Raw genomic sequence first — 13,110 nt, 5'->3', positions numbered from 1 at the left:
GGCTTCGACCGGGCCGATGCCGATCATGCAGCGCCCGACCGGTGACGTGGCCGGGGGCCCCGCGTCCGCCACGGTCCCGGCGCGGCGTTTCCGGTGGGATGAGCATGCGTCCGCACCACGCGAGCTGACCGCGGGCGAGGAGAGTCCCGCCGATCTCTTCCCGGACGGCGTCGACGTCAAGTTCTGCGAGGTTCGCCCGGCCGACGGGCGCCAGCACGACACCCTCTGGGCGATCGCCCGGCGGTTGCTCGGCGACAGCCTCCGCTACCGCGAGCTCTTCACCCTCAACGAGGGTCGCATCCAGCCGGACGGGCAGGTGCTCAGCGCGCCCTCACTCGTGGCCCCCGGCTGGGTGCTGCTGCTCCCCCCAGACGCCGCGGGCGAGGAGGTCCGGACGATCCGGGTCCCACACCGCGAAGCCTCCTGGGTCCACGAGGTCCATTCTCATTTCGCCGCCCAGCGCGAGGCCGAGACGAGCCAACCGACGGCCCACACCGGGCCCACCGCCCCGGGTACCAGCGGCAGTGGTGCGGCAGGGGCAACCGGCTCCCAGCAGACCGGGCCCGTGGGCACGGGCTGGCCGGGCGCCACGGCCGGCGGGCCGAGCACCGCGGGCGGCTGGACCGGCGCACCAGGTCCGGCTGACCATCGACCGGGCCAGCACTACGGCCCCGGCTACGAATCCCAGGCCGCAGCCGCCGGCGGAACCACCGCGCCGGCGGCCTCGACCGGCCCCACAACCGCACCAGGGCCAGCGGGAAGGACGGCAACGACCGGGCCCGGGGGCCAACGCGGCGGTCACGACGACCGAACAGGTGCGGCATCGGCCTCAGCGGCCAACCGCGCGGCTTCGGGCCGGATCGGCGGCGGGCGGGGAATCAGCGGTGCCGCACTGCTCGCCGCCGGCGTTCTCACCGCGCTGACCAGGCGCAGATCGAGCGACGCCAACGCCGACCCGTTCTCCGCCGAGGTCGAGCACGCCCTGCGGCTCGCCGCGGACCTGCCCTCCGCCCGATTCGTCGACCGGTCACTCCGGCTGCTTTCCGCCGGGCTGACCGCCCGCGGCCGAGAACTGCCACCCGTGTACGCGGCGATCCTCACCGACTCCGCTCTCGTCCTGCACATGGCGCCCGCCGTCGCCAAACCCCCGCCGAGTCCCTGGCAGGTCGGCAACAACCCCGGCTCGTGGCGCATCGAACGCAACCCCGACGCACCGGACGGGCTCCCCTTCGAGGCCAGCGCCAGCCTGTCAGCGGACGTCCCGGCGCCCTACCCGGCACTCGTCACCGTCGGGCGTGACGACACCGGCTGCCGCATCCTCGTCGATCTCGAAGGCGCCCCCGGCATGATCGCCCTCACCGGGGATCCGGCGGTGGCCAGCGAGGCCGCGATCTCCGTCGCGGTCGAGCTGGCGACGAACATCTGGTCCGACGACCTGCGGGTCTGCCTCGTCGGCTTCGCCGACGACCCCAGCCCGATCGCGCCGGGACGGCTGCGTACCTCGTCCAGCCTGGCCGACATCCTGGACGAGCTGGAAGCCCGCGAACCACGGGACACCGCCTGGGGCGCCGAGCCGGGCGCCGCCCTGCGTGGGCGGCAGTCGCCGACCGCCCCGTCGGAGTGGTCGCCGGACCTGCTGGTCCTGGCCGGCCCGCCGGCGCCGGCCCATGCCGAGCGGCTGGCCAGGCTCGCGGGCGGGCGCGACCACACCGTCGGTGTGCTGATGGTCGGTGACAGCCCGGCGGCACGCTGGCGCTTCGACGTCCGGCCCGACGCCCGGATGTCGCTCGGCGTGCTCGGCGTCGAGGTCAACGCCCAGACCCTTGCCGCGGCCGAGTACGCGGCGATGCTGGCGATGTTCCGCATCCAGGCCGGAGGATCGCGCGGCACCGCAGTCCCGCGCCCGCCCTGGGCAAGCACCCCGTCCTACAGCCCGGCCGGCTACGACGACCATGACGACGATCATGGCGACGGGCCAGCCGGCTACGAAGACCACGGCCACGGCTACGAAGACGGCCACGACGAGGGGCCGGTCGACGACGGCTCCGGCGAATACGACGGCTACGACACCTACGACGGCTCTGGCGAATACGACGGCTACGACACCTACGACGGCTCTGGCGAATACGACGGCTACGACACCTACGACGGCTCTGGCGAATACGACGGCTCCGGCAGCCACGACAACTACGGCGGCTACGACGACGACCGCCGCTGGCCGGCGTCCGACCCCGGCACCGGTACGTACCGCACCCCCGCGCAGCACCACGGGCACGCCACCGGGCCGGTGCGTCTGCCCATCCCAGACGCTGCGCCGACCTCGCCGGATGCCCGCGCCGAGCCCGATCACCCCGAAAGGGCCGCGGCCGCCTTCCCGGTGGCACCGCCACCGCACTCAGCTACGCCTCCCCCACCGACGCCGGTCCCGCCCGCACCGGCCAGGCCGGCGCCGCCTCTGCCGCCGTACGCTCCGACCTCCGGCCCGGCCACCGGCCATGGGAGCACAGGCCCCTACCAGGTGCCCGCACCCGCGCCGAAAACCTCACCTCCGCCGTCGCCGTCTCCGTCAACGCATCCGGAGGGCACCCGCCCACCTCGGGACGCCGATTCGATCCCCGGACCCGTGCCGTGGGTGCCTCCGCCGAGTTCGGCGCCTTCCGTCATCCGCATGCCCATCGGCCCGCGCCCCGGGGACGACCTCGCCGCTGCGCACACGCAGCCGCCCGCCGCCCCGCCCGTCCCACCTGCCCCGGACAGCTACATCCCAGCCGGCCACGTCACAGCCGGCCCCGTGCCCGATGGCTACGTCCCGGATGGCTACGTCCAAGCCGGATACGTCCCGGATGGCCGTGATGGCCAGATCCCGGACGGCTACATCCCGGCCACGCCGCCGTCTTCGCCTCCGGCCCCGCCCGCACCGCCCTCGCAGGGACCGACCTGGCCCCCGCCCCCGGCGCCTTCGGCGGCGATGCCCCCGCCCGCACCACCTCTGCCGGCACCGGCGGATCATCCACCGGCATATCTGACGCCGGCGGACCAGCCGGTCCTGCGGCCTACGGACGTCCCGAGGGTTCCGCGGACGCTGCTCGTCCCCCCGCCGCATGGCCAGCAGCCGGCACCAGGCCATCGCCAGCCATCGCCTCATAGCCCCGAGGAAGCCGCGGCCCAGCGACCGCGGGAATACCAGGAGGCCACAGAAGCCTGGGCCGAGGACTACGTCCAGTGGGGCGGTGGTTCGCCGCCTTCGCCCCCGCCTCCCCCGTCGTCGCCGCCACCGAACGAACTTCCCGCCCACCCGTCGACACACCCGCACGCCTACTACGCCGAGCCGGCCTACGGTGCCGCCCCACCGAGTCAGCCCAATCCCGCGAGCCAGACCGCGGGCGCGAGCCAGACCGCGGGCGCGAGCCAGACCACGGGCGAGGCCGGGAACATGGGCGGGAGCGTGACCGGGGCGGCGCAGCCGCAGGACGCGCGCCTCCCCCGGCCGGACTCCGCCGCCGATGTCCTGGCGACCCTGCCGCAGCTCGAACCGCACCCCGCCGGGCCCACGGAAGCCGAGGTCCATGTGCTCGGCTACCCCTACATCGGCGCACCCGGACCGATCCAGCGCGAGCAGGCCGACCTGCTCACCGAGATCATCGTCTTCCTCGCCCTGCACCGGGACGGCGCCTATCCCGAGGAGCTGCGCGACTTCCTCGGCCTGGCGAACCCGTCGGACCCAGCGGACGGACAGACCACACAGGGGTCAGCGATCCTGCCCGCGCTGATCGCCGCCCGCAACTGGCTGGGCGTCGACGCTGACGGCCGGCCCCGCCTGCAGCCCGCTCCGGACGGACTCTGGACCCTCAGCTCGGACGTCCGCTGCGACTGGGAACTCTTTGTGGCCTACAGCCACCGCGCCGCTCGCCCCGATGACGCCAGCAACCCCCAGGCGGACCTGCGCGACGCCCTGAACCTGATCGGCGGACCACTGTGGTCCGACCGAGCCGACGGCAGGTACCAGTGGGTGGAGACGACCCCGGTGGCGCGCACCATGCGCGGCGCCGTCATCGACGCGGCGCACCGCCTCGCCGCCATCACCCTCGAACGAGGCGACACGATCACCGCGATGGCCGCCTGCCGCACCGGCCTGCGCGCCGTGCCGACCGCCGAGGCCCTGTGGCGTGACCTGCTACGCACCGTCGCCGCCCGCGGTGATCGCAAGACCCTGGAAGCCGTCGCCGGCGAGCTGTACCGGGCCATCGCCGCTCCGCCAGGCCGCCCCAGCCGGGCCGCGGAACCGGAGACCGACGCCCTCGTCCAGGAACTCCTCCCCGGCTTCCGCCGGCGCCGCCACTGACATCCCCGTGCCTGAGCCCAAACCGCACGCCCGCCACCCACCGGACCGCACGCCAGATGACTGACCAGCGCAGGTGGCCGATCGCGCACCGGACCGCGTTCAGGCGCGGGCGACATCGCGAAGACCGGCGCGATCGCGAACACTGGCTGAATGCGTCTCGTTCTGCTGGCTGACACGCACGTCCCGGCTCGGGCCCGTGACCTGCCCGCGCAGGTCTGGTCCGCCGTCGACGAGGCCGATGTCGTGATCCACGCCGGCGACTGGGTCAGTATCGACCTGCTACACAAGCTCACAGCCCGATCCCGACGGCTCGTCGCCTGCTGGGGCAACAACGACGGACCCGACATCCGCGCCCAGATACCCGAAGTCGCCAGGATCACCCTGGACGGACTGCGCTTCGTCGTCGTCCACGAGACCGGCCCGGCCACCGGCCGCGAACGCCGCCTGGCCGCCGCCCACCCCGACGCCGACGTGCTCGTCTTCGGCCACTCCCACATCCCCTGGGACACCACGACGCCACGCCCCGGCGACGCACACCCCCTGCGGCTGCTGAACCCGGGCTCGCCCACGGACCGCCGCCGCCAGCCCCACCCCACCTACCTGACCGCGACCATCGCGGCCAGCACCCTGACCGACGTCGAACTACACCAACTCCCGACCGCGACATCGACACGCCCCCACCGAGAGCCCATCCGACGATCATGAATGCCAGAACCTCGGGGATCAGGAGGCCGCGGTTCGTAGCACCCGCTCCGCGTGCTGTAAGCTGGCGAAGCCGAACACGAGAGTGATCGGCAGGCGCTCGTAGCTCAACGGATAGAGCATTTGACTACGGATCAAAAGGTTGGGGGTTCGAGTCCCTCCGAGCGCACGCACGGTTGAGACAGGCCAGAGCCCCGCAGCCCCCATCCAAGGCTGCGGGGCTCTGCCGCATTCCGGGTCAAGTACTGCAGTTCGTACTGCAGTTGGAAACGATCACGTTTTCACGGCTTGATCACCCTCCCCGTTTTCGTCACCGTCCGTAGCTGACGGCCGGTGCAGCCTGGCGAGGATGTCGTCCATGCTCCGGGCCGTCGAGCGGCGCACTTCGTCCAGGATGTCCACGTAGATGTCCGCCATCGTGGCCAGCCTGGTGTGCCGCAGCAGGGCCCGGATCTCGTTCAGGTCGACGCCGGCCGAGAACAGCAGCGACGCCGCGGTGTGGCGCAGGTCGTGAACGCGGGTGTGCGGGATTTCCGCCCGCTCACACGCCTTGTCCCACCAGCGATTCACGTTCCGCGGGTCGATCCGGTTACCCGTCGCCGAGGTGAACACCAACCCGGGATCCGCCCATTCGTACGCCTCGAGATCCTGACCAGGCTCGCCGCTGCCGAAGACGCCGTCAGCACGACCCACGACTCCCCGACGAGATCCGGCCCACTGGGTGGAGCGTGTACGGCGTCAGCTCAAGGACGGAGGTGTCCTACACGCGGCGGGTCCGACGACGGATCGCGTGACGGCGCAGCACGTCCACCAGCAGCTCTGACGGGCCCGTCTCATCGGCACCGTTCTCGCCGGAGGTCAGCCACCGCCCGTCGCTGTTCCCCGCCGCGGCCGGGTCACCCCCGAGCATCTGCCGAAGCAGCGACCGCGGAGCGTCCCGCCGCGACACCCTCACCCCCGCCGCCGCGTTTACGAGGACCACATCCACGTCGCCGAACGCCTCCACGAACCGCAGTCCGTCCGGCATCCCGACCATCGCATCCGCCAGCGCCGAGGCCGACGAGCCCGCCGGAATCACCAGCGCCCAGGCATCGTCACCCCAGGGCAGCAGCCCCACACCCGGGTCACCGGCCACATCGGCCGAGCCGTGGGTCCAGCGCATCGCGAACCCGGGGGTCCGCCGCACGCTGTCCCGACTTTCCCGCACCTCATCGGCCACGCCGCCGCACCCCCAGTTCGTCCGTTCACGCTGTCTGCCGGTCTGGACGCCACCCCGCCCCGCGGAGGACGCCCGTCTCAGGCGCGGAACGGGGTGGCTTGCCGATCAGCCTGCCGCTACCCGGATGTGTCACGAAACGTCAAGTTGGCAATGCACGGTGTGTATGGACGAACCGGTGGGGTTCCGTTCAGCGAGCGGTTGGCGAGCGCCAGCCGAGGGCCTGATCCTCACAACTACGGCGAACAGGCCATACCAACGTCGCATGGCCGGGTTAGTCTCTGCGTAGCGACATGACCACCCGCTGACCCTGGTAGTCGGCCCGGACCCGGAGGAGATGGCGGATGGCCCAGCCCGCCCCTCCCCACACCGTCTCGCCCGAGCTACTCGCCCGAGACGACTTCCGCGCCGCCTGCGAAGCCATGGACTTCGGGACGATCTTCCGCCTCATGCGCAAGTACGACGGAGCCAGTCAGGACCGCGTGTCCTCGCCCGTCCGTGGCCTCACCCAAAGCCGGGTCAGCCGGGTCATGCCCGGCGAGACCCGCATCACCACGCTTGACCTGGTCGAGCGCATCGCCGACGCCCTACGCATCCCCGGGGCGTACTTCCGTCTCGCCCCGCGCCCGTGGGAAGCCACCAGCCCAGCGACGGTTGCCGAAACAGCGGCCCCCGCATCGCCCACGCCGGTCATCCCCGGGCAACCCGCCGGGCCCGTTCCCGCCGTGGCTTCCGGCGACATCGAGGACCGCAGCCTGTCCATTGACATCGACGTGGCCGACGACGGATGGGCGACTCTGACCTATCGGCACGAGATCTACAACGGCACCGACACGGCCTTCACCCGTCTGAACCGTGAGCTGTGGTTCGAGACGACCCGCGGCCCGCTGGACATCGAGGCCCTGCCGACGCCGGACCGGAACATCATCATTCAGCGCGTCCACGACACCGCGTTGTCCGCCCGTTTCGCCTGCCAGATCTTCCCGGCCATCCAACCCGGGGAATCCGCGACGGTCGGCTACCGCGGCACGGGTGGCCGGTTCGTCTACGACCACTACTGGCGACAGTCGATCGTCCGCCCCACCGGCCTCTTCACGATCCGGCTGCGCCACCAAGGCGTTACCGCCCTCACCCGATGCTCCGCCACCGAGGACCGGCCGGACGGGTCGGAGGTCACCGCGACCGAAAGCCTGTCCATCGCCCGGGACGAGAACGGCATCGTCATCGAGCTGACCCGCCGCAACCTGCGCCCGAACCAGTTCGTCACGCTCCGGTGGGACACCCCGCATGCGTCTACGTGACGCCATCGAGCAGGCCCTACGAGCGTGGGACGCCCACGAAACCGCCCGCGGCGCCGCACCCGTCATCGACTTCGACTGCGCACCCGTCGACGAGCCGGTCACCGCAGCCCCGAGCCGCCTAGACGTCTACGAAACGCTCAGCAGGCTGAGCGACCGCGCCGACGCCGAGAACGACCAGGTGTGCGCCGAGCAGCTCCGGGCGCACCTGGCCTACCTGGCCGCCTTGCTCGGCGAACGGCCCCCGATCAACTCCTACCTGAGCGCCACCCAGGGATGCCCCGCTGGCGGATGGCCCGACAAGTACGTCACCGCTGTCGGAGACCGCGCCCGCGCGGCACTTGCCGACCTCGGCATTTCCTGGGGAACAGACACCGACCGCCAGCTCCGCGATGCCGAAGGCCCCGTCGACACCGCCGACGCACCCGACCTGATCCGGGCCGCCGCGGACGAGCTGGAGCCAGCCGTCCGGGCCCTTGCCGAAACAGATGCGCCGTACACCCTGGACATCACGACCGCCGACGTCGACGCCTACTGGGCCTACTGGCTGGACGGCGCCGGCCACCAGGTCCGGCTACGGTTCAACCTCCGCAACGCCACCTTCACCAAGACCCGGCTACGCCAGTTCGCCCTGCACGAGATCCTGGGCCACGCGCTTCAGAGCGCCAGCTACACCAGCACTACCGAGCGCGCCGATGTTTCGTGGCCGCGCCTGTTGTCGGTCCACGTGCCGTACCAGGTGCTGTTGGAAGGCATCGCCCAGGCCATGCCGCTGTTCGTCATCCCCGACGACACCGCGGTAACCGCCCGCGTCCGCCTGGACCACTACCTTCAGCTCGTCCGCGCCGAGCTACACCAAGCCATCAACACCGGCCACGCCGTTGCCGCGTGTGCCGAGCACGCCCGCGCCCGTGTCCCATTCTGGACCGCGGGCACCATCGCCGACATCCTCACCGACCGCGGTAACGACCCCCAGCTACGCAGCTACCTGTGGGCCTACCCCGCCGGCATCGACTGGTTCGTCAACCTCGCCGACACCGCCGACACCGACATCGTGGGGAAGGTCTTCCGTGCCACCTACACACAGCCCCTCACCCCGAGCCAGCTCACCAACCTCTGGCCGACTGGCCCCCGCATCGGCGGACCCGGCACCCCTCTTCGTCTACGGAAGCCTTCTCTTCCCTGACGTCCTCCGCGTCCTCATCGACCGCGACCCCCACCGCACCCCGGTCACCGTCACCGGATGGCGCGTCATCGCCCTACCCGAACGCATCTACCCCGGCCTCATCCACGACGAGGCCGCCACCGCCGCCGGGCACCTCTTCGACGATCTGACCCCGGCCGAGTGGGTCACACTGGACGCGTTCGAGGCCGACTTCTACACCGTCGGACGCATCACCCTAGACCATGATCGCCACGCATGGGCCTACGTCTGCGCCGAACCCGCCGAGTTCCTCCCCGCCACGGCATGGAGCCCGGACGACTTCGCCCGCGAGCACCTACCCGCCTACGTCGAACGATGCGCCACATGGCGCCGCCGATACGAGGCAACCGCATAGGCCGCACGTTGCCGAAACCGCCGTTTTAGGATCAAGACCCGTACCCACCCGCAGCGCCGCGCGTGTGAGGCGCCTCAGCGGCCGCGCCGCGTAACGGGTCCGCGCGGCGCTAGCGCGCCGTGCTCCCCGACCCGTCGCGGCCAATGGAACTCACACGACCGGCAAGATCCATCGGAGAAGTACAACGGTCTATCCAAATCGGAATTGAAACCGTATACTTTCTCACAATAATACTCACTATGCGACACAAGGGGGACCGGTTGGCCGAGACCTCGCCGGCGATGCACATAATTCGCCAGGTGAACACGTTCTTCAGCGAGATTCGAGCAATCGCCGATTTGGTCAACTTCGTCGCGGGTGCGGAAGGAGATATTGACAGCACGAGATTCTCGGACATCTTTGGCGACCTCCCGGATCCAAATTTTGAGCAGCGCACCGCAATGGTCGAGCTGCTCGCCTTTTATTCAAGCATTCTAGAGGGCGAAGCAAAGCTCCCCAATAATTCCGAGGAAGCCATTTCTGCCGCGGGATTAGAGTATTTTTATCATGAAGGAAGAGTTCAGACAAGAGTGAAGTCTGAGTCGGATTTCGCCCATGCAGGGCCGTACCTCAGTGCTGTTGCTGGAGCTCTTTCAAAGCCACTACCACCCGAGCGGTCTGAGATCGTCCGAAAATCACTTCTGACGCAGATCGTCAGCGCTTTTGAGGTCCATCTCGGCGCTCTAATGCGAATCCATCTCTCTGTCCACCGGAAGGCCCTCGGTGCCGATGAGAAGGAATTCTCCCTCGCAGATCTCCTAGCCTACGGAAGCATTGAGGAGGCCGTCGAAGACTTGGTCGACCGCAGGGTGGAGGATTTCACTCGTCGAGGCTTGGAGCACTGGGCTTCTCAATTTGAGCGTCTCGGTACTCCGAAAATGCGCGACCTCGCGATTGACTGGGACACGTTCGTGGAAGTGCTTGAGCGTCGAAACGCAGTAGTCCATCATAATTCGACAGTAAGTAGACAGTATGTCGCCAGAGTCCGAGAGGCTAAGCGGAACAACATACAGTTACGATCAATTTTGCGGATCGACGTACCCTACCTTAATTCTGCACTCCCATCGGTACTGGCCGTTGGTGTCGGCGTCGGATGTTCTCTTGCACTGAAGCTGGAGAAGAGTGAGCAGAGTGAAATTGGCAACGAAATTGTAGATATACAGTACTCCGCCATGACTCAAGGCTGGTGGTCGGTGGCCGAAAAGATGGGCGGCGTCTTACCTGCAAATATGCGCGCCGGCATTCGACTCCGCTGTCAGGTAAATAGTTGGATCTCAGGCCAAGAGCTTAATGGTCCGAATTCTAATAGAGCAGAGATTGAGCGGTGGGACACGTCCGCACTCGCGCCGATCTACAAAATCGCCCAGCGATGCCTTCTCGGCGATTATAATGCAGCCGTACCTGAAATAATTGAAATCATGAAAAGCGGGGATCTGTCGGAGATCGACCTGCGGCGCTGGCCACTATTCAAAGGCCTTCGAGAAAACGTCGATCTCGCGCAAATTTTTCCACATGAATCCGGGAACGGGCCAGCAGAAGGACCAGAATCGCTTCAGCAAAACCCCAGTTAGCAGAGGGCCGACGATAGAGAGTGACAGTAGGGGCCACGAGCACCGATCGGCCGGGCTGACAGCCAAGTTGACAGCCGAGCCATCGGACGGCGGCGGACGTCAGCGGATGGAGCGTCCCAGGCCAGCGGACGCGGCGGACGTCCACGGACGTCAGTGGAAGTTCCAGATTCAACTACGGATCTGTGAGTGTGTCGTTGCGGTGCTCCCGGGTGGAGTGCCCTCAGGCTCGGTGCCGGTGACCCCGGCGTGACTCGCTACGGATTCGGCCGCTGCGGCGTGCCTTGCATTTGACCTGTCCGTCGTGGTCGCCGGTACCGGCCTGGCCCACCAGTTGGCCTGATCAGAAGCCTGTCCGCCCGTGGGCGTGACCCGTCACAGATGTGCCGCTCGGTGACTCCACCCAGGCCGGTACCGACGTTGACCCGTCCGCCGTGAGGAAGGACCAGGCCGGTGCCCATGCTGGCAGAACACTGCGACGCCGCCGTCGGTATCGACACCCACCGCGACACCCACCAGGCAGAACTCGCCCTGCCGACCGGTTTCCCGGTCGCGACCTGCACCATCAGCAACGACAGCACCGGTTTCGCCCGCCTCCTTGCCTGGATCACCGACCACGCCCCCGGACCACGTGTCGTCGTCTCCATCGAGGGAACCCGCAGCTACGGCGTCGGTCTGACCCGCGTCCTGACCGCCGCCGGCCTGTTCGTCATCGAGTGCGAGCAGCCCCACCGCACCGTCCGGCGCGGCACAGGGAAATCCGACCCCGTCGACGCGCACCTCGCCGTCCTGGCCGCACTCCGTCTCGACACCGGCAAGCTTCCCGTTCCTCGTGCCGACGGCGACCGTGAGGCCCTGCGGATCCTGTTGGGTGCCCGCCACGACCTCACCGTCACCAACACCGCGCAGACGAACCGGCTGCGTGCCCTACTGCTGGGCGGAGACGACGCCGACCGCGAGCTCGCCCGTGGGAGCCTCACCGCCGGCACCCTCGACTGGCTCTCCCACCGCCAAGAACCCCGGAATCCCACCCGCGAACAGACCGTGCGTCATGCCGAGATCCGCCGGCTCGCTACCGCGGTCCGGGAGAACACCCGCGCGCTCAAGGCCAACGCCGCCCAGCGCCAGCAGATCGTGGACGACCTCGTCCCCGGCCTGACCGAACGCCGCGGGTTCGGACCCGTCACCGCCGCCCAGGCGGTCGTGAGCTTCTCCCACACCGGACGCTGCCGCAACGACGCCGCGTTCGCCGCCCTGGCCGGCACCAGCCCACTCCAGGCCAGCAGCGGACGCACCGTCCGCCACCGCCTCAACCGCGGCGGAGACCGCACCCTCAACAGCGCGATCCACACCATCGCGCTCGTCCGTATGCGCTGCTGCCCCACCACCCGCGCCTACGTCACCCGCCGCACCGCCGAAGGCAAGACCACCCGAGAGATCCGCCGCTGCCTCAAGCGCTACATCACCCGAGAAATCTACCGCGCCCTCACCGCCGCACCCGCCCTCACCATGACGATTGCCCCAGCCCCTTGACAGACATAGAAGCGTCAAGTGGCACGATCACCGTAGCCAAAATTATCGCCCAACTACCGTGCGTGCCGCCGACTCAAACTGAAGCAGCGACCGATAGAAGGCCCGCTCGGTCTCTTGCCAGACAACGTCATCGGTTGAATACGATTCAAGCAGCTTTTGGTAGTGATTTATCATGGCCGAAGCTTCATCGGCGATCCGTTCACTTCCTGGGGTGATGTAGAAGCGCGTAACAACTTCCCAGCGTTCAGGCCTTGATGTTGAGATCTCATCTAGGTGTACCCCCTCACCTCTCGCGTCGATCAGCTCACCACTCAAGCGATTACACAGGGAAGCCAGGGAAGCACTTGCGTTAGCCAGATTCCGCGCAAATTCGCGACGCCCTTCATCCCGCCGCCGGAGAAAATCACCCAGGAGGACAAGAACTCCTCCCACAATTGTCCCAGCTAGAGCGCTTAACGCATCCACTCTTGCCCCCTCCAGAAGGACTCCCGGCTCCCGCTACGTCCTGTAACGCACACGAAAGCCATCCGGTACTGCAGTTGTACTGCAATCGGGGTGGACGTTCGTGGATATCGGTGGACATCGCTGAGCCCGCGACCTGCACCGATGGACGTCGGTAGACGTCCAGGGACGGTGCGCCGAGGGCTACGGATCAAAAGGTTGGGGGTTCGAGTCCCTCCGAGCGCACATCCTTGCTCGTCGCCCTTTCGGGCGACTCGCCAGGGCCCGCAATTCTGCCCCGGGGCCGAGCCCCGGACCCCACGACCTGGAGCTTCGCTCCAGCTACCGCCCGTGGATCTTCTTCTCGGGTGGACCCTGAGATGTCTGGTTGAGACAGGTTCAGAGCCCCGCA

General features: G+C 68.6%; 9 protein-coding genes and 1 tRNA gene. 8 read left to right on the top strand and 2 right to left on the bottom strand.

The features are described from left to right. The first annotated feature begins 25 nt into the window (after window positions 1–25). From AWX74_RS39810 to AWX74_RS03130, 3 genes are all read left to right on the top strand, one after another. Window positions 26–4,342, top strand: a complete 4,317-nt coding sequence (locus AWX74_RS39810) for a hypothetical protein (protein WP_165615451.1) — start codon at window positions 26–28, stop codon at window positions 4,340–4,342. 150 nt (window positions 4,343–4,492) lie between these two features. Then, window positions 4,493–5,047 (top strand): metallophosphoesterase family protein, encoded by a 555-nt coding sequence (locus AWX74_RS03135; RefSeq protein WP_091271401.1) that lies wholly within the window; start codon window positions 4,493–4,495, stop codon window positions 5,045–5,047. A 93-nt stretch (window positions 5,048–5,140) separates the two neighbouring features. Then, window positions 5,141–5,213: transfer RNA gene (locus AWX74_RS03130), tRNA-Arg, on the top strand. A 104-nt stretch (window positions 5,214–5,317) separates the two neighbouring features. Here AWX74_RS03130 and AWX74_RS03125 read toward each other — a convergent pair. Together AWX74_RS03125 and AWX74_RS03120 are read right to left on the bottom strand one after the other, a co-directional pair. Continuing rightward, window positions 5,318–5,737: a tyrosine-type recombinase/integrase gene (locus AWX74_RS03125; RefSeq protein WP_242666050.1), complete on the bottom strand. Its 420-nt coding sequence runs from the start codon at window positions 5,735–5,737 to the stop codon at window positions 5,318–5,320. A gap of 67 nt (window positions 5,738–5,804) precedes the next feature. Then, window positions 5,805–6,263 carry a hypothetical protein gene (locus tag AWX74_RS03120; protein WP_091271398.1) on the bottom strand — a complete coding sequence of 153 codons (459 nt, stop codon included), beginning with the start codon at window positions 6,261–6,263 and terminating at the stop codon, window positions 5,805–5,807. A gap of 341 nt (window positions 6,264–6,604) precedes the next feature. On the opposite strand from AWX74_RS03120, the gene AWX74_RS03115 reads away from it, so the two are divergent. From AWX74_RS03115 to AWX74_RS03100, 5 genes are all read left to right on the top strand, one after another. Continuing rightward, window positions 6,605–7,561, top strand: a complete 957-nt coding sequence (locus tag AWX74_RS03115) for a helix-turn-helix domain-containing protein (protein WP_091271396.1) — start codon at window positions 6,605–6,607, stop codon at window positions 7,559–7,561. Further along, window positions 7,548–8,744, top strand: a complete 1,197-nt coding sequence (locus AWX74_RS03110) for a hypothetical protein (protein ID WP_131799395.1) — start codon at window positions 7,548–7,550, stop codon at window positions 8,742–8,744. The genes AWX74_RS03115 and AWX74_RS03110 overlap by 14 nt, the downstream gene beginning before the upstream one ends. Then, window positions 8,629–9,117, top strand: coding sequence for a gamma-glutamylcyclotransferase family protein (locus AWX74_RS03105; RefSeq protein WP_091271394.1), 489 nt, complete (start codon window positions 8,629–8,631; stop codon window positions 9,115–9,117). Before AWX74_RS03110 ends, AWX74_RS03105 begins: the two co-directional genes overlap by 116 nt. Window positions 9,118–9,377: 260 nt before the next feature. Next, window positions 9,378–10,727, top strand: a complete 1,350-nt coding sequence (locus tag AWX74_RS39400) for a hypothetical protein (RefSeq protein WP_165615450.1) — start codon at window positions 9,378–9,380, stop codon at window positions 10,725–10,727. 456 nt (window positions 10,728–11,183) lie between these two features. Continuing rightward, complete coding sequence (locus tag AWX74_RS03100) at window positions 11,184–12,257, top strand: IS110 family RNA-guided transposase (RefSeq protein WP_091271393.1); 1,074 nt, start codon at window positions 11,184–11,186, stop codon at window positions 12,255–12,257. Window positions 12,258–13,110: the final 853 nt, after the last annotated feature.

The organism is Parafrankia irregularis, from assembly GCF_001536285.1.
GTDB lineage: Bacteria > Actinomycetota > Actinomycetes > Frankiales > Frankiaceae > Parafrankia > Parafrankia irregularis.
This window is presented reverse-complemented; position numbering and strand designations above follow the sequence as displayed.

What these genes read in the sequence shown, in the direction of transcription:
- AWX74_RS03115 (WP_091271396.1), top strand. Translation starts at nt 6,605, where the DNA reads ATGGCCCAGCCCGCCCCTCCCCACACCGTCTCGCCCGAGCTACTCGCC.
- AWX74_RS03100 (WP_091271393.1), top strand. Translation starts at nt 11,184, where the DNA reads ATGCTGGCAGAACACTGCGACGCCGCCGTCGGTATCGACACCCACCGC.
- AWX74_RS03110 (WP_131799395.1), top strand. Translation starts at nt 7,548, where the DNA reads ATGCGTCTACGTGACGCCATCGAGCAGGCCCTACGAGCGTGGGACGCC.
- AWX74_RS03135 (WP_091271401.1), top strand. Translation starts at nt 4,493, where the DNA reads ATGCGTCTCGTTCTGCTGGCTGACACGCACGTCCCGGCTCGGGCCCGT.
- AWX74_RS39810 (WP_165615451.1), top strand. Translation starts at nt 26, where the DNA reads ATGCAGCGCCCGACCGGTGACGTGGCCGGGGGCCCCGCGTCCGCCACG.